Origin of the sequence: Paenibacillus paeoniae (assembly GCF_003388735.1) — a bacterium.
Classification (GTDB): domain Bacteria; phylum Bacillota; class Bacilli; order Paenibacillales; family Paenibacillaceae; genus Pristimantibacillus; species Pristimantibacillus paeoniae.
Window position 1 is genome coordinate 134,332 of sequence record NZ_QUBQ01000008.1, and the last position, 22,631, is coordinate 156,962.

The following is a 22,631-nucleotide window of genomic DNA, read 5'->3' on the forward strand; positions in this document are numbered from 1 at the left end:
CATATGGCTGAAAAAGGGATATCCGTCAAGGATTTGAGCGTTTATTACGGCGACAACAAAGCCGTCAAAAATGTCACGATAGACTTTAACAATAAAGACGTCACGGCTCTGATCGGACCGTCCGGCTGCGGGAAGTCGACCTTCCTGCGCACGCTGAACCGGATGAACGATCTCATCCCGAATGCGCGGATGACGGGGGAGATATGGATTGGCAATGAGGACATCAATCATCCGAAGACGGATGTCGTCCTGCTTCGCCGCCGGATCGGTATGGTATGGCAGCGTCCCAATCCGTTCCACAAATCGATCTACGAGAATATCGCTTTCGGTCCGCGTTATCACGGATTGAAAAAGAAGCGAGAGCTGGATGAACTCGTGGAGCAGTCGCTTCGCAAGGCGGCTCTGTGGGAAGAGACGAAGGACAGATTGCATACCTCTGCGCTCAAGCTGTCGGGCGGACAGCAGCAGCGTCTGTGCATCGCGCGCTCCATCGCAGTCAAACCGGACATTATTCTGATGGATGAGCCGGCATCGGCGCTCGATCCAGTATCGACCTCTAAGGTTGAGGAACTAATCTCCGAGCTCAAACAGGATTTTTGCATCGTCATCGTCACGCATAACATGCATCAAGCGGCACGCGTATCCTCCAAGACTGCCTTCTTCCTCTCAGGCGAGCTGGTGGAGTACGACAATACGGAGACGATGTTCACTAATCCTTTGAAAAAGGAAACGAGCGATTACATCTCAGGAAGATTCGGATAAGCAAGAACGGTATTGGGCCATTCCTTCAGACAATTTCCAGTCGGCGACGCGCCATCTGGGGATTGTTTTTTTATTCGGTGATCGTGCTGCCTATTAAAGAGGGATTAGGAAAAAAGTCTCGGTTTTTTTGTCATTTTACGCGCCACTAACAATTACATAGATCAATGTTCACATTATTCCATTATGTTATTAGGTAAAGGGTCATTAGGATTCAACAAACTGGCATCGAGGGGATTCGCATGGGCGAGATCGGCTTGGGATTGCTGCATCAAGGATTGATACAGTCCATTCGTAATCAATGGACCACCGGCTTCGGCGTTGCTGTCCTTTATATGGAGGTTAGGCCTGATTTCGAGGCTGCACATCCTACTGTAGAAATCTGGGAAAAGGAGGAGAAGGCAATCTTCTGGAAGCAGCGGCTGGACCATGAGTATTACTTCATGTTGCAGATTCGTAACGACAAGGAGGGATACCGGGAAAGCGCTGAGCAATCGATGGCACGGCTTCGTGAGCAATTAATAGTGGTGGAAACGGCTGCGACTGAGGAGGCTGGCTCTGGGCTACAACGAGGCTGCAGTTTCCGGCTTGGCGTCTCTCTTGCGAGACCAGATTCCAATACGAGTACAGAGACGGTTGTCTACCGAGCTATTCAAACGGCGATAGAGCGTTCTGCATCGGCCGTCAGTCCTATAGAGAGAATACCGGTTGCGACAGCAGAAATCTCCTACGCAAGGGAACCAATAGATAAGGTTTACCCCAGTACGAACGGAGCACAATTGATCGGATCGCTTGCTTCCTCTATCGCCGCCATACCTTCCTACGCTCCTGTATCCGACGCTTCTTATGTGTTCGATACCGATGCGCATGTGCCAGGCATTGTGGTCGTGAGAGAGGGGGAGCCAGTTGGGCTTCTCATGCGAGAGAAGCTGCATCAGATGCTGGCAGGTCAATATGGTCTGCCCCTTTACTGGAACAGGTCTGTCGAGAGGATCATGGACAATAAGCCGCTCATCGTGGATGAGAGCATGCCGGTGGAGCGAGTGTCTCAACTGGCTATGGAAAGAAGTGACTTTCGGCTTTATGACGTGGTTATCATTACGAAGGAAGGCCAGCTGTCTGGTGCCGCTTCTGTGAGGGCTATTCTGGAATGTATGACGATGCTCCGGACAGAGGAAGCGAGGTCAGCTAATCCGTTGACGGGCTTGCCGGGCAACAGCGGCATTCAGACCGAGCTCGGAAACAGAATTAAGCTGGAAAAGCCTTTTGCGATGGTATATGCAGATATGGATTTCTTCAAATGGTTTAATGATTGCTTCGGCTTTGGTCTTGGGGACGAGCTTATTCGTTACTTGGCCCACTTGCTTCGGGTTGTTTTCCGTAAGAATGGAGAGTCAGATGTGTTCGTTGGGCATATCGGCGGAGACGACTTTATTGCGATGATGGATCCGGAAGATGTGGAAGAGGCTTGCAGGGAGCTGATCCATCAATTCGATGTTGGCGTTCGTGACTTCTATGGCGGTGAAGAAGTGACGTCGGTGGTAGATAGAAGCGGCAATACCATACAGCAAGAAGGAGTGTCGCTATCGCTGTCCGTACTGGTATGGGATGGACGATTGTCTGCTAATCCCGGGCATTTCTCACGTCAAGCCGCAAAGCTCAAGAAGAGGGCAAAAGCAGTTAAAGGCAGTATGTATATGGTGGAGCGCCTAATGGAATAGCAGCATAGAGAGGATACGAATGGACTGTGAACATACATAATGTGGCAGGAGCTAAAAGCAGTCAAGCCTATCGAGGTAATCATGAGTACGCAGGCGTAGTCTATCTATCGTGGGAACGTCTTGGTGAGGGAACAGATCGCGGTTCGGATCTGAGCGTACGGGAACAGTGGAGGAAGTTGGCGGAGCAAGAGCTGCCTGCTGCCTTTCGCGACATGGCGCAGAAGCTGGAGTGGTGCTGGAGAAATGATGATTTATTTCTGAGAGTGAAGCTTCATGGCATGGAGCGGGTGTGGTGGGAGAGCCTGCTTGAGCAGACCGCTTTCTCCACCGTACGAAAAATGGAACTGGCGATGGGAATTCAGCAGGACAAAGGACATCTGTATGTCGGAACAGCCGTACTTGAATGTCAAACCTATAACGATACGGATACGTTATGGTACGAGGCAACTAAAAAAGCGGTCCTGCATGGACAATTCGATGGCGATATGAAACGAAATGCCAGCCGCAAGGCACTTCAGCACATATTGGCAGAGCGATTAATATACCCCGTGTATCAGCCTATTGTAGCTCTGGGAGAGGAGCCGGTCGTATTCGGCTACGAGGCGCTGACGCGACTGCGTGACAGCAGCGAGTTCCATGGACCGGTGGAGCTGTTCCGATTCGCTGGCGAGGCGGGAAGAATGTATTCACTGGATCGGATGGCGCGGGAGGAAGCTATTGGGGGATGCGTGAAACTTGAACCGAATCAGAAGTTGTTCATTAATGTGATGGCTCAAATTATGGAGGATCCTTCCTTCTCTCCCGGTCAGACGCTGAGCTTCCTGGAGGCCCATCATCTGAAGCCGAACCAGATCGTGTTCGAAATTACGGAACGAAGCTCTATCGAAGACTATCCGGCTGTAAAAAAGGCGTTGCAGCATTATCGCAAGCAAGGTTATCAAATCGCCATTGACGATGTCGGAGCGGGATATTCTTCCCTTCAATCCATTGTGGAGCTGCGTCCCGATTACTTGAAAATCGATCGATCCATTATCCATCGCATTCATCGGGATGACGTGAAGGCACATATTCTACATACGCTGCAAGAGGTAGGCGCCAAGCTTGGCGTGCCGCTCATCGCAGAAGGAATTGAACGGCAGGAAGAGCTGGATGTTTTGACTCGAATGGGCGTTCAATACGCCCAAGGCTATTACCTTGGCAGACCGGGTCCGTTCCCGGCCTAAAATAAGGGCTTTTCCCTGCTTGTCGGTGCGACGATGCTTGGGAAGAGCTTGTTTTGTGGTATGATAGGAACTAGGATATTTTAGCTTTGTTGAAACGGGGTGCTTCTTCTTTTTATGGATAAATGGATGTTAATTGATGGTAATAGTATTGCGTACCGGGCGTTTTTTGCGATGCCGCCGCTGACGAATTCGGCAGGGCAGCACACGAATGCAATTTTCGGCTTCACAACGATGCTGCTAAAGCTGCTGGAGGAGCATAAGCCGACGCATGTGCTGGTTGCATTCGATGCGGGCAAGGTGACATTCCGCCACGAAGGCTACAGTGAATACAAGGGCGGACGGCAGAAGACGCCTCCTGAGTTGTCAGAACAATTCCCGGTGTTGAAGGATTTGATCACTTCATTCGGGATTGCTCAATTCGAGCTGAACGGCTATGAGGCCGATGATATTATCGGCACGCTGACGAAGCAAGCTGATGAGCGGGGCGTAAAAACAGTTGTCGTAACAGGCGACAAAGATATGCTGCAGCTGTCTTCGGATGGCGTAACCGTCGCAGTGACGCGCAAAGGCGTGAGCGAGGTTGAGCTGTATACGCCGGAGTCGATTCAGGAAAAGTATGGCCTGGTGCCGCTTCAAATTATTGATCTGAAAGGGCTTATGGGCGATACGTCCGACAATATTCCCGGTGTACCGGGCGTAGGTGAGAAGACGGCGCTTAAGCTCCTTCATGAATATGCATCTGTGGAGAATGTACTGGGTAATCTCGACAAGCTGAAGGGCAAGCTGAAGGAGAATCTGGAGAACCACCAGGACGACGCTATCATGAGCAAGAAGCTGGCGACGATCTATCGCGAGGTGCCGCTGGAGCGGGATGCGGAAGAGCTGCGCTGGAGCGGCTACGACAATGCGAAGCTGGGGGAAACGTTCCGCAAGCTGGAGTTCAAGTCCCTGCTGGAGAAGCTGCAGCTTAGCTCCGACAGCGGCGCAACGGAGTCCGAAGCGAAAGCGGCCTTGGCAGAGCTGAACATTACGGTCGTAGCAGACGGAGATTCCGCCGAGCTGGAACGGTTGACGAAAGCGCTTCTGGCGACGGACAAGCATGGTCTCTACATCGAAGCGATCGGTGAGAACCCGCATCATGCGGAGCTGCTTGGCCTGTCTGTAGCGACAGAGGACGAAGTGTTCGTCCTGTCGATAGAGACGCTGAAGAGCTCGGACGCGGAGGGCTTCCGTGAATGGCTGTCTGACGAAGGCAAACCGAAGTATGGATTCGATACGCATAAGGCGGAGCTGGCGCTGCGCTGGAGCGGCCTTGCGCTTGGCGGCGCGGCATTCGATGTCCAACTCGCTGCTTACTTGCTTGATCCGACAGAAGGCTCATTGTCTCTAAGCGCGATCCATGATCGTCAGGGACTTAGCGGCGTGCCGTCCGACGAATCTGTGTACGGCAAAGGCGCCAAATTCAAGGTGCCGGATGTGGAGACGCTTCATCGCCATCTAGCGTTGAAGGCGGATGCGGTCAGAAGGCTACTGCCGATTATGACCGAAGAGCTGAAGAACAGAAGCATGAGCAACCTCTACTTTGACTTGGAGCATCCACTCTCCCGGGTGCTTGCAGGTATGGAGCATCAAGGCATCAAAGTGGAGAAGAATGTGCTGGAGGATCTGGGCAAGGATCTGGAGTCGCAGCTGTCCCGAATTATGAGCGAAATCTATACGCTGGCGGGCACGGAATTCAATATTAATTCGCCGAAGCAACTGGGCGAGGTATTGTTCGACAAGCTTGGGCTGCCTGCCAAGAAGAAGACGAAGACGGGTTATTCCACCGATGCGGAAGTGCTGGAGGAGCTGGCTCCTTACCATGACATTATTCCGCTCATCCTTCACTTCCGTCAGCTGTCGAAGCTGCAATCCACTTATGTGGAAGGACTGCTGAAGGAGGTACGCGAGGGAACGGGCAAAGTGCACACGTACTATCGCCAGACGATCGCAGCGACCGGACGGTTGAGCAGCCAATTCCCTAACCTGCAGAACATCCCTATCAGGCTGGAGGAAGGCCGTCAAATCCGCAAAGCGTTTGTGCCGTCCGAGCCGGGCTGGACGATTCTCGCAGCCGACTACTCGCAGATCGAGCTGCGAGTGCTGGCGCATATATCCGGCGACGAGAACTTGAAGGAAGCGTTCATCCATGACATGGACATTCATACGAAAACCGCGATGGATGTATTCGGCGTAACTGCTGAGCAAGTGGACAGCAATATGCGACGCTCTGCCAAGGCCGTCAACTTCGGCATCGTCTATGGCATCAGTGATTTCGGCTTGTCTCAGAACCTTGGTATTACGCGCAAGGATGCAGCCCAGTTTATTGAGCAGTATTTCAACGTATTCAAGGGTGTGCGCGGCTATATGGACAATATCGTAGCTCAGGCGAAGCGCGACGGCTATGTGACGACGTTGCTGGACCGTCGCCGGTACTTGCCGGAGATTAAGGCATCCAACTTCAATCTTCGCTCCTTTGCGGAGCGTACGGCGATGAATACGCCAATTCAAGGTACTGCGGCTGATATAATCAAGCTGGCGATGGTGCAGATGGATGAAGCGCTGCGCGAGCGCGGCCTCAAGAGCCGAATGCTGCTGCAAGTACATGATGAATTGGTATTCGAGGTCCCGCCGGATGAGCTGGAGTTGATGAAGACATTGCTGCCTGAAGTGATGTCGGGCGCGCTGAAGCTGGACGTGCCGTTGAAAGCGGACGTTAGCTTCGGAGATAATTGGTACGAAGCAAAGTAGGCCTGATATAAGGCATATAAGACATGAATGAAGTATAATGGTTGTTGAGGTGAGGAGACATGCCTGAACTGCCAGAGGTAGAGACGGTTAGACGAACATTAATGGAGCTTGTAGCGGGTAAACGGATTCATTCCGTCACTGTAAAGCTGCCACGCATTATACAACGGCCGGCGGAACCGCAGCAATTCGCGGATGCTCTAGTCGGTCATACGATTCAAACAGTGGAACGAAGAGGAAAGTTTCTTCGCATTGTACTTGACGGGCTAGTTCTCGTCTCGCATCTGAGGATGGAAGGGCGGTATGGCGTCTATCCCTCGGATGAACCGGTTGAGCTTCATACCCATGTGATATTCCACTTTGACGATGGCACCGATCTTCGTTATAAGGATGTCCGGCAATTCGGGACGATGCACATCTTCAACACGGGTGAGGAGCTTGAGCTGCCGCCGCTGAACAAGCTGGGGATCGAGCCGCTGAACGATGAGTTTACGGTAAATGTGCTGCGCATGAAGCTGGAGAAGCGAACGACCAAGATCAAGCCATTGCTGCTCAATCAGGAATTGATTGTCGGGCTCGGCAACATCTATGTAGATGAATCGCTGTTCCTGGCGCGCATCCATCCGGAGCGTTCGCCGGGCAGCTTAAGTCAAGCGGAATGGAAGAGACTTCATGAGGCTATTCGCTCGACTCTGACTCGAGCGGTAGAAGCCGGAGGCTCCTCCATTAAGTCTTATGTGAATGGACAAGGCGAGATGGGAATGTTCCAGCATCAATTCCTCGTCTATGGGAGAAAGAATGAGCCTTGTACAAGCTGCGGAAAGCCGCTTCATAAGTTTGTAGTAGGCGGAAGAGGCACACATATTTGTACGAAGTGCCAGCCGATGAAAGATACGAATAAAATCAAGCTATAATTCAATTTAACGCCTCCTCTGCACCGAGGCAAATCCCCCGCATATGATGATGTTACGAACGATAGGCGAATGCCCTGTCGACTGACTGGCTTCAAGAAACCAGTAGAAGTAACAGGCATCCGCTCTTGCGGGGAGGAGCTTTTACGTTGATTGCACATTTGATATCGCTGGTCGTGCTTGCTTTTGCCGTTAGCTTGGATGGATTTGGCGTCGGCGTGACCTATGGCCTCAGGAAGATCCGTATTCCGTTCCTGTCGGTGTTCATTATTGCATGTTGTTCCGGGCTTATCATTTGGCTGTCGATGCAAGCCGGAGGATGGATTAGCAAGTATATTTCGGAGTACGCAGCTTCGCTTATCGGCGCATCTATCCTAATCGCCATTGGCTGCTGGGCCTTGATTCAATTAGTGCGGAGCAAGACTCATCATGATCCTGATCCTTCTGAAGAGGGCGCCATGCTTCATAAAGAGCCAGCGAGCATTGCGACTGCGATGGAAACGGCCCAATTGCTCAAGCTGGAGCTGAAGCGTCTAGGTTTGGTTATTCAGATTTTACGTACGCCTCAAGCGGCTGACGTAGACCGATCCGGCACCATCTCATCGTCGGAAGCGGTCATGCTCGGCGTTGCCTTATCGCTGGATGCTTTCGGAGCGGGACTTGGCGCTGCGCTGCTAGGACTGCCGCATCTATTGACTCCGCTAGTCATTGCTGCAGCGGGAGCAATCTTCCTGGTAGCGGGCACACGCCTGGGGCTTCGATTTGCCGCTAAGAGAGGCATGCATGTGCTTTCGTATGTGCCGGGCATATTATTGATTATGATTGGAATTATGAAGCTGTTATAAATGGAGGTGGTCGCAATGATCATTGGTTTGACCGGCGGAATCGCCAGCGGCAAAAGCACGGTCGGGCGTATGCTCGTCGAGCTTGGCGCGCGTCTCGTAGACGCTGATGCCGTTGCGCGCGAGATCGTGCGGCCCGGAGAGCCGGCGCTGGAGGCGATCGCCTCTCTCTTCGGACAAGCAGTCTTGCAGCGGGATGGTATGCTGGACCGCGCCGCTCTGGGCAATATCGTATTCAAGGACCCGGACTCGCTCGCCAAGTTGGAAGCGATCACTCATCCAGCTGTGCGAAAGCGAATGTGGGAACAAATACATACGTATGCGGAAGCGGAACCTGAGGGACTGATCATTGGAGATGTGCCGCTTTTGTACGAGACGAAGCAAGTCGATCTGTATGAAGGCATATTAGTCGTCTATGTTCCTCCCGAACTGCAGGTTGAGCGGTTGATGAAGCGCAATGGCATGAATGAGGAAGAGGCGAGGCGGAGGGTCTCCTTGCAGCTGGATATCGAGGAGAAGCGAAGTCGAGCGGACTGGATCATTGACAACAGCGGGACGACCGAAGAGACGCAGGAGCAGGTGCTTTCGTTATGGAATCGTCTGGTCAGGACGTCAAGATGAAGAGAGTGCGGATGAAGAAACGGTATGCTCTAGTGTTGATACTAGCTCTGCTCGCCATTCTTTTTCTGAAGTCAGATTGGTTGGCCTCATGGATGTATCCGGTTTATTATAAGGAAGATATACGGGCAAGCGCATCGAGTTACGACCTGGAGCCTCATCTGATCGCAGCCATCATACGGGCGGAATCGAATTACGTCACGGGACGCGAATCGAAGAAGGGTGCTTTGGGATTAATGCAGATTATGCCGGACACAGCGCATTGGGTCGTGGAGAAGGCGGGATTCGCCAAGGTGGATGATGACATCTTGCGTCATCGGGCGGATGTGAGCATCGAGGTTGGAGCATGGTATTTGAATTCCTTGCATGTGCAATTTGATCAAAACGCTGTAGCCGCTGTAGCCGCATACAATGCCGGACCTGGCAATGTGCGCAAATGGCTGGAGGCCGGAAGATGGGACGGGAAGATGGATAGCGTAAGCGATATCCCGTTCGGCGAGACGCGGCACTATGTACAACGGGTCTTTTACTATTATAATAAGTACAAAGATTTGTATCCCCGTTTCTAGGACATATATGACCATTGAACGTTAAGGAAGCCTTGGAGAGCCTGTCACTTCTGGACAAGCTGCTCCAAGACTTTCGTTATTCATACAGATGAATCATTAGTTTGTGCCGGCTAGGGATTGTTCAGCAATTTGAACCAGGCGGCGGGTAATGGAACCCCCGATGGAGCCTGCGTCTCTCGTTGCCATGTTACCGTAGTAGCCGTCTTGTGGGATCGCGATGCCCAGCTCTTGTGCAACTTCATATTTCAGTTGGTCCAGAGCTGCAGTCGCTTGCGGTACTACCAATTGGTTACTGCTGCGGGATTGACTCATTGATGTTCACCTCCTTGCGGTTGGTAAATGTATTATGTGCGATATTCCGAAGATCATTACAGGAAACGTATGGGATTTCATGGATTGAGTTAGTTTGTAAGGATGTAATCTGAAGAAACAGTAAGTTGAAGGGAGGATTTCATTATGAAATGTCCGTATTGTGACTTTGCGGGAACCAAGGTATTGGACTCTCGTCCAGCCAATGAAAACAAGTCCATCCGTCGCCGTCGTGAGTGCGAGAAGTGCAACCGTCGCTTCACGACGTTCGAAATGATTGAAGAAACACCGCTGATCGTGATCAAAAAAGACGGCAGCCGCGAGGAGTTCAGCCGCGACAAAATCCTTCGCGGACTTATCCGCGCATGTGAGAAGCGTCCAGTGCCCGTGGAGCGACTGGAAGTCATCGTATCCGAGGTGGAGAAGGAGCTTCGCACCACAGCTCTGGCCGAGGTCGACAGCAGCGAGATCGGCGGCATCGTCATGAGCCAGCTCTACCCGGTTGACGAAGTGGCTTACGTCCGCTTCGCATCCGTCTACCGCCAATTCAAAGACATCGACATGTTCATGAAGGAGCTTAACAGCTTGCTGAACAAGCACCCGCTTAATGGCGGGGAGAAGGGTTAGGCAGCGGGATTTCTGCTTGGAATAGAGTGGAATGGATAAGGAAAGACAGTGAGTCAGGGGAGCCTTTGGCTCCTCTGTTTTTCTTTGTTGGGCTTGATGCGGAGACGGCCAGATAGCCGGTTAAAGTACGATTGACATCGCTTTCCTCACATGGTATGATCTATCTTGTCGCTAATTACGGGGCCTTAGCTCAGCTGGGAGAGCGCATCGCTGGCAGCGATGAGGTCAGGGGTTCGATCCCCCTAGGCTCCATACCGAAAAAGGCCGCTAAACACAAGAAATTCAGGGTGTTTGGCGGTTTTTTCTATGCCCGAAACGGGACTGGTTTTAGGTTGTGGTCACACGTTTGGTCACAGTGTAGATTTTTTTGGAGAAATATTGGGGTTTTCGAATTGCTGTGAAAAATTCAAAGCGCTGCATTATTCGATAAAAATTAAATCTACTTGTCCTACTCTAAAAGGGTATGGCGATTATTTTGTCTTAGTTCAACACTCGGATGAAAGACGGTCAGTGTAAGAAAGTAAATTGGACTTGGCGATTCACTTTCTGATTCCGAGAATCTCTGGCTTCAGTGAATATTTCAATCCAGTCAAGCCATCATGTTACTGAGTGAGAGCCTCTTCGTTAATAAATAGTGCTGCGATGTTAATATACAATTGTAATCAAAAAACGAGTCATCATTTATTGATAGAACTCCTGATTGACAAGCGGCTCTATCGCACCGAAATATTCTATATAAAAAAGGCGAAAAGAAGAGCAAATATGCTAGCGGAGTAGGGAATATTAATGAAAAAGAAACTTGTAGAGAGACAGTGGTATCAAAACTTTGCTATTCATTTTAGTGTATTCGCAGGGGTTATAACATTATTCGGACTTATCATTGCTGTTTTTTCCTATTATCAAACTGTAAAGCCGGTTATTGATGAGCTAAAACTCAAACAACAGGTTGTCTCACTTAGTGATGAGAATGATAATCTGCTATACACGAACGATATCATCAAAGAAGAGATGGCGACTCTAGAAAAAGAACTCTCTGTTCTAAACAGCAGAAGGGAAAACCTCGAAATAGAGCTGCAAAAAAAAGAAGAACTCTTAAGCCAGATGCAAGACGAAATAATAATGGCAAATGCAGATGCCTATATGTCCCCGATTATCACCGAACTTTTGTATAATTCGGTTATTTCTAAAGAAAATGAGCAGAACATTAAGGAGATAACTTTGGAGAAACTATATAAGATAGAAAAAGTGAGTTCCATTTCAGAGTCTCAAAGTAAGGCGTTAGATTTATTGCTTGAATTTGTGAATACGAATATTAATAATTATTCAGAATATAACGACCTTCTTGGCTACAGAGTGTATATATTTGAACAAAAACTAAAAGATATGGGGTTTGAATTTGAATAACAGGTTCTAGTAAGCGTCCTTTGTGGAGTACGATATTTTATTCCTCAAGGATAACGATAACTTTACTGATTCATGTGAAGGACTTGAGAAAAATCAAGTTAATTAAGCCAACGAGTGGGTTTACGGTGTAGGACATCTATAATAAAAAGCAGGCACCAAATGAGGTTGTTGAACGAACTAAGAATGAGCAAGAGAAGAAATGGAGTAGCCCATCCTCGAGACGATAGTTCAATAAAGTAACCTGTAACCATGGTTACGAAGGTCAAAAGTATTAAGCAAAACATTTTATACATTTATGCATTTTAGGGGCAAAATGCTCTATAGCATCTTCGGGGCATAAGGTAAGGAAGTATGGCCCGTTTCTACATCTATTGGTTATGACCTTTTGAATGATGAAATACCGTTCCTTCACCTCGTGATATGAAGTGTAATATAAACACGATTCTCCTTTTAGGTTCTTGTCTGTAATAGCAACAAATCCAATTCTGTTTGACGTAATATCCCGAAAATGTTCCACTGTAAGTATTTGTTCCACCATAAACACCTCCGAATTTTCACAAAAATAACTGAGTTGTAATTTTATTATAATTCTTTTTAAGAGTAATTTTATACATTGTTGTGCCCACTAGAAATCCAAAAATACTATATTCCGCATCCAATAAAAACTTATCAAGCGTTTGAGTTGAATAAACTAACATCGAACGATTATTCGCGTTACTTGAACCTTGAACATTCACGATTAGTATCGACCTGATGCCATCCGCATATAAAGTTGTTGTGTGGTAGGCATCATGACCCTTTGTAACAGGAGATATTTCGGTTACTGTTCTGGCAATGCTAATAATCTCTCCGTAGCGCTCACTAGTAATCCTTGTTAGTTTATCAAATTGCTCTGCATACGTGCATTCGGAGAATTCATACACATTATCTGTAAGCAATTGCACAGCGTACTTAATATTTTTAGTGGACGAGACATCATTATCAGTGGCATTCCACTCTAAAGAAGATTTTTCTTTTCTTCTTTCTCGGGTTGTTCTGTCTGTATTGATTCTGGAGCATTAGCGGATTGAACAGAATTAGTTTGCTCTTCTTCTTGAGCAACGGAGTTTAGTTGTTTTGCAATATCTACACCTTCTTCTCGAATGCTGTTGCCCATATTCTCTCCGGCATCTGACATTTGTTGGCTCATTGATTCCGACCATTGAACCATGCCTTCACCACAGCCGGAGAGCAGCACCATAATCAAGACCATCGTATTAAATAAACAATATTTTCTCATGATCATTCCCCTTATTATTTGGCTTTCATATTCTTGATTGGACATAGGAAACCTGGGCTGAGAAAATTGAGGTTTCTCATGCATATATTGGATAGATTAAAAGAGGAGAGAGGTCGCTCACTTTAAATACACTTGTTCGACTTGCCAACCAACTGCGCGTTACAGTGGACGATCTGCATCAAGAATCCATTGAGAAAAGTAACGAGCATTACGTCAATAAAATCAAACGGATGGTTTTGAATCGTCCCGAAACGGAGCAACAAATGGCTCCAGACATGTTGACTGTAATATTCTCACATCTTGATAAGCGTTCCTCAGATTGAAGTCGGATCGCAAGTCACACTTTTTCTATTTCCATCAAACCTTTTTCTCTTATACTGACAAAGCTATGTCCTGTATGGTGATGTGATCGAGTACTTCTATGCCAATAAGCTGTCCAACGCTGACAAGCCGTTTGGTGATTTGTATATCCTCGGGACTAGGTTCAGGATTGCCGCTAGGATGATTATGGCAGCAGATAATAGAGGCACTGTTTCGCTTAATGGCAGTTCTGAATACTTCTCTTGGATGAACTAACGTCTAAATAATATATAATTGAAACTGAAAGCATCTTCGCTATGCCTAAGGCTGTGTTTAGCTTAGTTGGTCTAATGGAACGTTTTCGATATTTTAATCATAAACGCATTCCCATGTGGGTAACTACGCATATGTGAGAATGCGTTTTTTCAATTTAATTAATCCTAATTTCCGTACATACCAAAACTAAAAATGAGATTATGGGCCTGTACCTAATGAGCTGACCAAGTTGATAGCTATATAATTGATTCTATGGTCACTCAATAAGGTCTGATAGGTCACAGGCTAGGGGTTTAAAGTACTAGAATTAGAACATTCGTTTGGAAGGATTTGGTCAAAAAAGATCGAATTCTGTATAGATGTAGATAATGTGGATTAATAAATTGTCTGTATCAATTGTACGTGTGAGCTTTGGTTGTTCAGAAATTCCAGCACTATCAGTGCTTTTTCTTCTAGCATAAACTTCCTTCAAGTTGCCATTCAACTAACTAAATACTAACTGAATTGGAGCTGATTCTATGAAGATCATCAAAATTAAAGTTAACAACTACAGGCTACTAAGGAAATTTGAACTTGATCTTGAGAATGATCTGTCTGTTATAATTGGCAAAAACAATAGCGGAAAAACTTCCATGCTTTCAGTCTTAGACAAGTTTATTGGAAAACGTTCGAATACAAACGTATTTTCTTATGATGACTTTAATATTGACTTTCAAAAACAAATAGAAAGATTAGTTGTTTCTAGTGCAGTCGATGATACCATTGATAATATCGGTATTACACTAACAATTATTATTTCATACGATGAAACAGATAACTTATCTAATATTAGCAAGTTAATGATGGACTTAGATCCAAGTAATAATTACGTAGTCATTAAATTTGAATATATCTTAACAAATGAAGAATTAGTAAATATTCGAACTGACTACGCCAATCATAAAAAAGAGTGTGCAAAATCAAGCAAAGAAGCAAAGAGTATTAATGAGTATTTGAAAGATAATCATAAAAGATACTTTAAAATGAGTAAACGAGCTTTGGGATATGACCCTATTAATTCAAGAGAGATAGATGAAGAATACGTAGATTTAGGAAAAGAGAACAACCTTCTGGATAAAGTAATAAACTTTAAAGTTATTAGCGCAAAAAGAAACGTAACAAATAATGATTCAGATCGAGCTTTATCCACACTCTCTTCAAAGTACTACGAAAAGAAAGAGGACAAACAGAACCAGTCCAATGAAGTACAAGATTTCAAAGATGCCCTTAGATCAACTGACTCACATCTAAATCAAATTTATAACGGACTTTTTTCAAATGTCATAGATAAAGTCAAAAAGTTTGGTGGCCTTAATAAAGGCGATTCGATAATTAAAATCGCTTCTTCATTACAACACAGAGAACTCCTGAAAGGTAACACAACTGTTATGTATGATCATGATACAGAGCATTCTTTACCTGAAAATTATAACGGACTAGGTTATTTGAATTTAATCACAATGATTTTTGAAATTGAGATTCTACTTAGTGAATTTAGAAGGGAGTCGAACATTCATGAATCTCCAGCAGATATAAATCTGCTGTTTATTGAAGAGCCAGAGGCGCACACGCATCCTCAAATGCAATATATTTTCATAAAAAACATAAAGGATATTCTGACGCAAGCTAGCCAGGGTGTAGACGGTAAAGAATTTAATTTACAAACAATAATAACTACACATTCGTCTCATATTACTTCGGAATGTGACTTTAATGACATCAAGTATTTTTTCAAAACAAATACAAACGAAGTTTACTCGAAAAACCTTAAGGATTTGGAAAAAGAATATGAGACAGAAGTCCAATCATTTAAATTTTTAAAACAATATCTCACTCTTAATCGTGCTGAATTATTTTTTGTAGATAAAGCGATCTTTATTGAAGGGGATACTGAAAGAATACTTTTCCCGGCCTTTATGAAGAAAATGGATCAAGAATTTCCCGAAAATCCTTTGCTTTCTCAAAATATTTCGATAGTTGAAGTCGGAGCATATTCACAGATTTTCGAAAAATTCATCGACTTCATTGGTATTAAAGCATTAATTATTACGGATATAGATTCTGCAAAAAAAGTTCCTCGAAAAAACAATAAGGGAACTTTGGTACTTGAAATAAAAAAGTGCAAAGTAACTGAAAAACACGCCAGATTTTCAACGAACTCGTCTTTGAAGTTCTTTTACTCTACATCGTTTGAATTATTCAAAGAATCAAACTCGAGTGTCGCAGTAACAGTGGAAGTAGATTTACATAATGTTGATAACGAAGGTGAACTAGGATTCTTAAAGTCTCTAGATTTGCGAGGAAAATTGCTTCGCAAACATTCGGAGACAAAGCAGTGGATGCAAAAAGATGATGGGAATGTCTTAGTTATCTTTCAAATACCAGAGAAAAACTCATACAAGAAGACATATCATGCAAGAAGTTTTGAGGATGCATTTCTCCACTTAAATCAAGATTTTATTATAGATAATCTTGATCGGTTTCAAAGCCTTAAAAATAAAGAAAATCTAAAGACGTCTAAAGACCCGTACTTATTAGCAGAGAAGTGCATTAATAAGAAACCCAGTTTTGCAATGGAAATTCTTCTCAATAGTAAAAGTGAAAATGGGCTCGATTTCTGTAATTGGCAGATTCCAGCTTACATAAAGGAAGGTTTATTATGGTTGAAAAATTAGAATTAGAAGTTCAGGAAATACTAAAATGTATAGCACGAAAACAGAACTTTTTGCTAAGTGGTGGAGCAGGATCAGGTAAGACTTATTCTTTGGTTCAACTCATCAAAGAGATTATTCATACTAATCCTTTAACTAAAATCGCCTGTATAACTTATACAAATGCAGCAGTAAAGGAAATTGAAGAAAGGGTCAGTCATCAAAATTTGAAAGTCTCAACCATCCATGATTTCTTGTGGGATAGCATTAGAAACTATCAAAAGGACCTGAAGAATGGATTAATTGATCTTATAAATACTGAAGAGTCAAAGATAACTAGTCCAGACGGAACTGTAGAAGCATCTTACTTTAACAACGTAAATGAAGGTATTCAGTATAAAGAGTATACTCGTATACAAGAAGGGATAATTTCTCACGATGAGGTGCTTGAGTTAGCGAATTATTTGTATAAAAAGCACTCTGTGTTATGTGACATTTTGCAAGATACGTTTCAATTTATTTTCATCGATGAGTATCAAGATACTAGTCCACTCGTGATCAAGATATTTTTAGAACACGTAAAAAAAAGTAAACGTAGGAGTATCATTGGTTTATTTGGAGATGCAATGCAATCAATTTATGACAGCGGTATTGGAAATATAAACGAGTACATCGAATCTAACGAAGTCTTTGAAGTTCAGAAGAAGCAAAATAGAAGGAATCCTAGATTAGTCATAGAACTTGCTAATAAGTTAAGATATGATATTTTAGTTCAGGAGCCTTCAGAAGATCCTACTGCTCCTAATATGTTGAATGGAGTGATCAAGGAAGGTAATATCAAATTCCTGTATTCTAGTAATGACAGCATTGAAGAAATAAAGAAAACTTTATATTTTGAGGAATGGGATTTCACAGACTCAAAACAGACAAAAGAGTTATATCTGACGCATAATCTTATAGCAGCCAAGGCAGGCTTCCCTAGTCTCATGGAAATATACGATAAAGATCCAATAATTAAATTTAAAAATGAAATGAGACGTAAGATTAAAGAGGACAACGTATCTATTAATGAGAATGAAACCTTTGATCAGATAGCCGATTTACTGGCAATAAGGGGCAAACAAAAAAAACTAAAGAAAGAAATTTTATTAGAAGACCCAGAGACACGTATTCTATATAACCTTTTGAAAGACAAAACATATTATGAAGTCAAAGGTATCTACTTAGATAAAGAGTCACTTATTGATGATAAAAAGCAAGATGAAACAGATGAAAATAGAAAAGGTTCAAAGAGAGATGCTTTAGTGAAACATTTGTTCAAAATCCAGCATATAGTCGATCTATACAACAAAAAAAATTACAATGAGTTTATTCGACGAACAGAGCTTCCGATTACGTCGATAAAAAGAAAAAAAGAAATTCATGATATTATTAAGAGTTTTAGCGATTTCTCTAACAAAAAAATAGGCGAGATTATTGAATTAGCCGACATTAATGGTATTTGCAAAAAGGACGATAAGTACAATAAGTTCGTCCAAGATAATTTCTATGTTTTTGACAGAGTGAGGGAAGTTAAATATTCTGAATTTCAAAATCTATTTTTTTATTTAGAGGGTTTCACCCCATTTTCCACGCAGCACAAGATAAAAGGTGCGGAGTTTGAAAATGTACTTGTGATACTGGATAATGGAAAGTGGTCTAGTTTTAATTTCGATTATTTATTTAGCGAGCAATCAGAAAAAGCCTCTGTGTACTACAGAACCAAAAAACTATTCTACGTGTGCTGTACAAGAGCTAGAGACAACTTAGTTGTCTTCTTTCATAACCCAAGTGATTTAATTATACGTCAAGCTAAAGATTGGTTTGGAGACGATAATGTGAAGATGATATGAGCAATATACTCCCTGGATTTTACTTATAAGCAGAAAGGTTCGGCCCAGACTCCTTTTCCGCACTAACCTAGGTAAAGCGAAAACGAAGAGTCGGTAACAGAAATCACAAGAGAGGTAATAACATGACATCACTTGTTCCTTTTGTACTTTCATACTTATTTAGTTGTAAAAGTAAGACTGCTTTGGAACTGGAATCAATGAATCATTACGGCGGATTTAAACCTTTGAGCAACTTGATTGATAAAATATCAGGTCTTGAAGCTTTTGAGCCAATCTATGAATTTGAGCTAACAGAATTATTCTTGACGTCGTACGTACTTGAACCAGCAATAAAAAACCAACAAACATATTCAAATGCAGACGCCATTATTCTTCTTAATCAACTAGATTCACATTTAAGGGCAAATATAAATGACTACTGGATATTTGCACCGTTGAATCGAGCTTATTTAACTTCTACAGTTAAGTTTGGAGACTTCATATTCATATCTGGTTCAGAGGAAGAGAAATTAACAACAATCAGTCGATTAGGAGGAACTTCAAAAAAGGAAACTCGATTACGTCTTAATCATCTCCTAAGGTCGCGTTCAAATGGTTTCCTTGATCACCCAATCGTGGGAATTAAGGTGCGTCATCAATATGGCTATGTTACGTTTCATGCTCAAAAAATTTTATACTTAGTTAACAGCATTCTTCAGTCGATATTTTGGGCACGAATCTATCCAAGCTATACATACCCTGTAAGGGCGAATCGTTACTATGAGACTAAATCAGAACATTTGATGGTTTATTCAGAACGAAATTTTTGCAATATTGCGATTGGATTTAATCAGGATTGTAAGCTAAATCTTGATTGGTTATTTATCAATAGTAGTAAGAAACAATTTAATGATCTCTTTCAGACATTTGTACTCACAAAGTATGATGAGTTAACCTATAGATTTTATAAAGGAGTAAAGTTCTTAAAAAAAGCCATTGAGTCAGAAGAACAGCGCGATATCTTTTCTGGCTATGGATTATCTTTGCTGCAATTAACAGTAGCAGGAGAAGCAATACTTCTTTCTCATATCGATCAAAAAAGGGCAGGTCTTGCTTTCTTGATTCCTAGATTAGTGAAAATCAACAACATATCACCAAACCAGTGTTCGCTATTAGTTGATGAAATATATACATGGCGTTCTGAATATGTTCACGGAGGAATAGAAACCTATCCCAATTTCAATCAGGATTTTTCTCCAGGTGATACAGTCCAAAAATATATTGACTTCAAAAGAGCGGTTGCTGGTTTAATTTGTTGTGCTCCTCGTTTAATACGTTTAATGAAAAGCCGTACGAACTCTCGTTCAGGTCCTATTCTTGAAAAGTGGTTTATGTATTTAAAAAACCATTGGGTGATTGGTAGGAAATATAATCCGACTCTTGCTAATTCTTTAAAACGCGCTAGATCTAGATAAAATAATTATGCCCTTTGTACTATTTCACTCTTTGAGTGTAGAGCCTAGAACGAATGAGCAGTACTGCTCAACTTTTCAATTGGTGGCGGAGATGCACTTTCGGCAGCTACGGTAATGTCGGCATCCAAAAAGCTCTATTATAGTTAGTCAATGCATTATGACAATTATTAACCGAGAACTGTTGAATCCATTTAAATCGAGCATCGAATTCAAGAGTCCGGCTTGCCGTTTGAATATACATAACCAAGATTAGAAGCTTTAAATCAACATCATAATTACATACTTGGATAGAAATGCCTAGGATAAGACGTTCTGATAAAGAAAATGTAATGGAGGAAAGCAATTGTTACCTGATTACAAGCGACCTTTTGAGCAGAAGGATTATAGAGGACATTTTATATGGACAAAACAATTATGCAAAAAACTTGGCGTAAACTCATTTTATCATGCATGCCACCAGGAAGAGCTGGAAGAGATTTTAAATACTGGAGAACTCAATTTACGAAGCAAATGGGGAATAGAACTTCCCATTGGTAGTTGGCAAGCACCGGGTGTTTGGGTCGGATTAAATGACTACTATAATAATCATTATGGCCCTTTTCGGATTAAGTTTCGCTTGGAGGAATTAATAGGAAAGAGCTTTATTGCTTTCCGCCGTTCAGGTGATAAAAGTAGGTATTTTTTTGTTCAGTATGAAGCGCAAATCCCAATATTTATAAAGAACGGTTCCCAACAGATGCTAAATAAAATTACACCAAAATCTTATTTTGAAGAATTAGATGGTGTTTATTGTCTAAAAACTGATGCAGTTTACGATATTATTCTAACAAATCCAATCAGCATTCATAGAGCAGTTATAGAGCCAGTTACTCACCAAAATAAATGCATTCCTCAAAAATGCCTTGGTCAAACCACAAAAGTACAAGCAAGAAGGACTTTAATTGAAATTGCTAAAAATGAGCTTAATGACCGGATTAGAGAAAGTGTATTTATAGAACGATTCATTAAACAATTTCCGGATATGGAAGGTAGAAAGGCTGAAATTGAACTTCCTGAATTAGACTAATCTACGCCTGTTGATTTACCAATATATAGTTATGGAAGGGTGAGATGGTGCGCCAAATAGACCACCCATTCAGGTGGTAAAGCAGCAAAGCTGATGAGTCGGTCAAACTCTGCAAAAGATAACCGTGCATGGGGGTGAACCTGTTTCATTCCCTGCATGTACACGTAGTGAAGCAACACGTACACGATTAATGCGGTATACAATTGTCCGTACACCGCATTCGGTGTCTTTCCAAAAAGGGTGGGCACATTCAGATGTTGTTTTATCCACCGAAAAAACACTTCGATTTGCCAGCGTTGTCGGTAGATTTCAGCGATTCGCTCTGCTGAAGGACGATGTAAGTTCGTCACCAGCGTAATCGGGTTGCCTTGGGGATCTTTTAGCGTCACGACTCGAAATTTGTGTTGGGTTATGAATTTTTGTTTTCCGAGTTGGCAGACCATATCTTGCTCAATCGTATGGGCATAGGGACGTTTTCGTTGCCGATAGACAGGCTCCCGCAACACCGTGTTGTTTTTTACTCGGATAACAAAATACTGCACTTGTTCTTGCTCCATGTAGGCATCGAACTGCTTGTGATTCCCGTAGGTTTATCCGCAATCAGGATGAATTTGGGGTCTGTCACCGCCGTGCACAGGGTCGAATCGTGTTGTTTTCCCGTCGATTCCGTTACACGATGAAGCCTGCCGGTCTCTGTCAACAAAGCGACGTGCAGCTTATTGCCGCTCTTCTCTCCTTTAGCTGATGGGGCCCAAGGTAACCGATTGGGACCAGCGGAAATGGTCGTGGAATCGACCGCAAGCAACTCTTTCGGAATGCGGAGGCGTCTGCGGGTAGGGTGATTGCATTTTTGAATCAGCACATGAAGCAGTTGCTTAAAAATGCCAAATGGCACCTCTTTCGCTTTTTTGGAGATGGTGGAGTGATCCGCTTGGGTCAGCCCACAGGCGACCATTCGCTTTTCTCCGTCCCGGTAGCCGTCCCATTGCCTAATCGCTGCTTCAGCCAGAAAAGTAAAGAGGGCGTAGACGGTAAATGTAATCAATGTTGAACAATTAAACGGAAAGTATAAAACAAATACTTGGAAAGCCACTCATTACTAGAGTGGCTTTCTCCACCGGTTGGTTGGCTCAAAATGTCGGAGATGTGGCTCTTACTGACTAGAACGATTGCTCAATATGTTCCGAAGTATTCAGTTTAGGTATCCAAGAAGGTTCTTGAATTTGGGGACGAATTGGGGACGAACTTCGCCCTCATCCGTCCTACACCGTCAGAATAGATCGGAAAGCGATCGCTTAAAACCCAGTCAGGACAAGGCTTCCGCAGTATTAATCGGACGGCATCAGACAGCCATTCCATCGCTGGCAGCGATGAGGTCAGGGGTTCGATCCCCCTAGGCTCCACAACAATAAACATTTTAACCACATCCATTGGATGTGGTTAAAATGTTTATTATGGCGGTAGCCCATAGGGGGCGAACCCCGGGGTTCAGTCCGCGCGCAGGGAGTGGAGGCGATTCTTCGAAGCAATACTTCTAACGGACGAGCACGGCGTCTCAATCTACCGCTAAAAGTCCTCGTCGATTCGGCTTCGTTAGAATATAATCAGTATTCGGACATCCCCTTGACTCCATAAAAGAAAGTCGATCTTTAAATCGACTTATTCCGAATCCTAGGAATCAGTTTCATTTATATTTTGATTGTGGGATCTAATCATTCGGACACCAGTGACCGTTAGCGATGATTATTCGAAATTCTGGCTTTATTAAGGACATAAATGCAGTTAGAATAAAAAGTGGACGCCTCCTAACGTTAATTAGATAATAAACCTAATACAAGGTGAGGTGTTCACAATGAGGAATACGAGACAACACTACAACGATGAATTCAAGCGGCAGACGGTGA

General features: G+C 43.8%; 18 protein-coding genes, 1 tRNA gene and 1 pseudogene. 15 read left to right on the top strand and 5 right to left on the bottom strand.

Features of this window, described 5'->3' with window-relative positions; translation table 11 throughout:
• Positions 1-3: 3 nt before the first annotated feature.
• From pstB to DX130_RS25010, 8 genes are all read left to right on the top strand, one after another.
• Positions 4-762, top strand: a complete 759-nt coding sequence (gene pstB, locus DX130_RS24975; protein WP_116050005.1) for a phosphate ABC transporter ATP-binding protein PstB — start codon at positions 4-6, stop codon at positions 760-762.
• A 239-nt stretch (positions 763-1,001) separates the two neighbouring features.
• Positions 1,002-2,480, top strand: a complete 1,479-nt coding sequence (locus DX130_RS24980) for a GGDEF domain-containing protein (RefSeq protein WP_116050007.1) — start codon at positions 1,002-1,004, stop codon at positions 2,478-2,480.
• Between the two features lie 26 nt (positions 2,481-2,506).
• Entirely contained in the window at positions 2,507-3,703 is a 1,197-nt protein-coding gene (locus DX130_RS24985) for an EAL domain-containing protein (protein WP_116050009.1), read from the top strand.
• Between the two features lie 114 nt (positions 3,704-3,817).
• Positions 3,818-6,493, top strand: coding sequence for a DNA polymerase I (polA, locus tag DX130_RS24990; protein ID WP_116050010.1), 2,676 nt, complete (start codon positions 3,818-3,820; stop codon positions 6,491-6,493).
• A gap of 59 nt (positions 6,494-6,552) precedes the next feature.
• Positions 6,553-7,404: a DNA-formamidopyrimidine glycosylase gene (mutM, locus tag DX130_RS24995; protein ID WP_116050012.1), complete on the top strand. Its 852-nt coding sequence runs from the start codon at positions 6,553-6,555 to the stop codon at positions 7,402-7,404.
• A 146-nt stretch (positions 7,405-7,550) separates the two neighbouring features.
• Complete coding sequence (gene ytaF, locus DX130_RS25000; protein ID WP_206098886.1) at positions 7,551-8,246, top strand: sporulation membrane protein YtaF; 696 nt, start codon at positions 7,551-7,553, stop codon at positions 8,244-8,246.
• Between the two features lie 15 nt (positions 8,247-8,261).
• Positions 8,262-8,864, top strand: coding sequence for a dephospho-CoA kinase (gene coaE / locus DX130_RS25005; protein ID WP_116050014.1), 603 nt, complete (start codon positions 8,262-8,264; stop codon positions 8,862-8,864).
• A gap of 11 nt (positions 8,865-8,875) precedes the next feature.
• Complete coding sequence (locus tag DX130_RS25010) at positions 8,876-9,430, top strand: lytic transglycosylase domain-containing protein (protein WP_420818555.1); 555 nt, start codon at positions 8,876-8,878, stop codon at positions 9,428-9,430.
• Between the two features lie 96 nt (positions 9,431-9,526).
• On the opposite strand, the gene DX130_RS25015 is transcribed toward DX130_RS25010, so the two are convergent.
• Positions 9,527-9,742: an alpha/beta-type small acid-soluble spore protein gene (locus DX130_RS25015; protein ID WP_116050015.1), complete on the bottom strand. Its 216-nt coding sequence runs from the start codon at positions 9,740-9,742 to the stop codon at positions 9,527-9,529.
• Between the two features lie 144 nt (positions 9,743-9,886).
• Between DX130_RS25015 and nrdR the strand changes: the two genes are divergently transcribed.
• The 3 genes from nrdR (at position 9,887) to DX130_RS25030 (ending at position 11,770) form a co-directional block, all read left to right on the top strand.
• On the top strand, positions 9,887-10,366 hold the full coding sequence (gene nrdR / locus DX130_RS25020; protein WP_116050017.1) for a transcriptional regulator NrdR: 480 nt from the start codon (positions 9,887-9,889) through the stop codon (positions 10,364-10,366).
• A 179-nt stretch (positions 10,367-10,545) separates the two neighbouring features.
• A tRNA-Ala gene (locus DX130_RS25025) sits at positions 10,546-10,618 on the top strand.
• Positions 10,619-11,152: 534 nt separating this feature from the next.
• Positions 11,153-11,770, top strand: coding sequence for a hypothetical protein (locus tag DX130_RS25030; RefSeq protein WP_116050018.1), 618 nt, complete (start codon positions 11,153-11,155; stop codon positions 11,768-11,770).
• 997 nt (positions 11,771-12,767) lie between these two features.
• Here DX130_RS25030 and DX130_RS25040 read toward each other — a convergent pair.
• Both DX130_RS25040 and DX130_RS25050 read right to left on the bottom strand, forming a co-directional pair.
• The gene (locus tag DX130_RS25040) at positions 12,768-13,049 is read right to left on the bottom strand and encodes a hypothetical protein (RefSeq protein WP_116050021.1); all 282 of its coding nucleotides are present in this window, start codon (positions 13,047-13,049) and stop codon (positions 12,768-12,770) included.
• 337 nt (positions 13,050-13,386) lie between these two features.
• Positions 13,387-13,628, bottom strand: a pseudogene (locus DX130_RS25050) (JAB domain-containing protein); the annotation flags it as partial.
• A gap of 515 nt (positions 13,629-14,143) precedes the next feature.
• On the opposite strand from DX130_RS25050, the gene DX130_RS25055 reads away from it, so the two are divergent.
• From DX130_RS25055 to DX130_RS25070, 4 genes are all read left to right on the top strand, one after another.
• Entirely contained in the window at positions 14,144-16,339 is a 2,196-nt protein-coding gene (locus DX130_RS25055; RefSeq protein WP_116050023.1) for an ATP-dependent nuclease, read from the top strand.
• Positions 16,324-18,207 carry a UvrD-helicase domain-containing protein gene (locus tag DX130_RS25060; protein ID WP_116050024.1) on the top strand — a complete coding sequence of 628 codons (1,884 nt, stop codon included), beginning with the start codon at positions 16,324-16,326 and terminating at the stop codon, positions 18,205-18,207. The genes DX130_RS25055 and DX130_RS25060 overlap by 16 nt, the downstream gene beginning before the upstream one ends.
• A gap of 122 nt (positions 18,208-18,329) precedes the next feature.
• Positions 18,330-19,661, top strand: a complete 1,332-nt coding sequence (locus DX130_RS25065; RefSeq protein ID WP_116050026.1) for a HEPN domain-containing protein — start codon at positions 18,330-18,332, stop codon at positions 19,659-19,661.
• Between the two features lie 343 nt (positions 19,662-20,004).
• Positions 20,005-20,727, top strand: a complete 723-nt coding sequence (locus DX130_RS25070; RefSeq protein ID WP_116050027.1) for a hypothetical protein — start codon at positions 20,005-20,007, stop codon at positions 20,725-20,727.
• Positions 20,728-20,756: 29 nt separating this feature from the next.
• Here the strand turns inward: DX130_RS25070 and DX130_RS27315 are convergent, their stop codons facing one another.
• Both DX130_RS27315 and DX130_RS27320 read right to left on the bottom strand, forming a co-directional pair.
• Complete coding sequence (locus DX130_RS27315) at positions 20,757-21,284, bottom strand: transposase (RefSeq protein ID WP_116050029.1); 528 nt, start codon at positions 21,282-21,284, stop codon at positions 20,757-20,759.
• Complete coding sequence (locus DX130_RS27320) at positions 21,245-21,682, bottom strand: transposase (protein ID WP_116050030.1); 438 nt, start codon at positions 21,680-21,682, stop codon at positions 21,245-21,247. Before DX130_RS27320 ends, DX130_RS27315 begins: the two co-directional genes overlap by 40 nt.
• Between the last annotated feature and the right edge of the window lie 949 nt (positions 21,683-22,631).

Bases quoted from the DNA above. Each gene is read 5' to 3' on its own strand.
- pstB (WP_116050005.1), top strand. From the start codon at position 4: ATGGCTGAAAAAGGGATATCCGTCAAGGATTTGAGCGTTTATTACGGC.
- DX130_RS24980 (WP_116050007.1), top strand. From the start codon at position 1,002: ATGGGCGAGATCGGCTTGGGATTGCTGCATCAAGGATTGATACAGTCC.
- polA (WP_116050010.1), top strand. From the start codon at position 3,818: ATGGATAAATGGATGTTAATTGATGGTAATAGTATTGCGTACCGGGCG.
- mutM (WP_116050012.1), top strand. From the start codon at position 6,553: ATGCCTGAACTGCCAGAGGTAGAGACGGTTAGACGAACATTAATGGAG.
- coaE (WP_116050014.1), top strand. From the start codon at position 8,262: ATGATCATTGGTTTGACCGGCGGAATCGCCAGCGGCAAAAGCACGGTC.
- DX130_RS25010 (WP_420818555.1), top strand. From the start codon at position 8,876: ATGAAGAAACGGTATGCTCTAGTGTTGATACTAGCTCTGCTCGCCATT.
- DX130_RS25015 (WP_116050015.1), bottom strand. From the start codon at position 9,742: ATGAGTCAATCCCGCAGCAGTAACCAATTGGTAGTACCGCAAGCGACT.
- nrdR (WP_116050017.1), top strand. From the start codon at position 9,887: ATGAAATGTCCGTATTGTGACTTTGCGGGAACCAAGGTATTGGACTCT.
- DX130_RS25030 (WP_116050018.1), top strand. From the start codon at position 11,153: ATGAAAAAGAAACTTGTAGAGAGACAGTGGTATCAAAACTTTGCTATT.
- DX130_RS25040 (WP_116050021.1), bottom strand. From the start codon at position 13,049: ATGAGAAAATATTGTTTATTTAATACGATGGTCTTGATTATGGTGCTG.
- DX130_RS25055 (WP_116050023.1), top strand. From the start codon at position 14,144: ATGAAGATCATCAAAATTAAAGTTAACAACTACAGGCTACTAAGGAAA.
- DX130_RS25060 (WP_116050024.1), top strand. From the start codon at position 16,324: ATGGTTGAAAAATTAGAATTAGAAGTTCAGGAAATACTAAAATGTATA.
- DX130_RS25065 (WP_116050026.1), top strand. From the start codon at position 18,330: ATGACATCACTTGTTCCTTTTGTACTTTCATACTTATTTAGTTGTAAA.
- DX130_RS27315 (WP_116050029.1), bottom strand. From the start codon at position 21,284: ATGGAGCAAGAACAAGTGCAGTATTTTGTTATCCGAGTAAAAAACAAC.
- DX130_RS27320 (WP_116050030.1), bottom strand. From the start codon at position 21,682: ATGGTCGCCTGTGGGCTGACCCAAGCGGATCACTCCACCATCTCCAAA.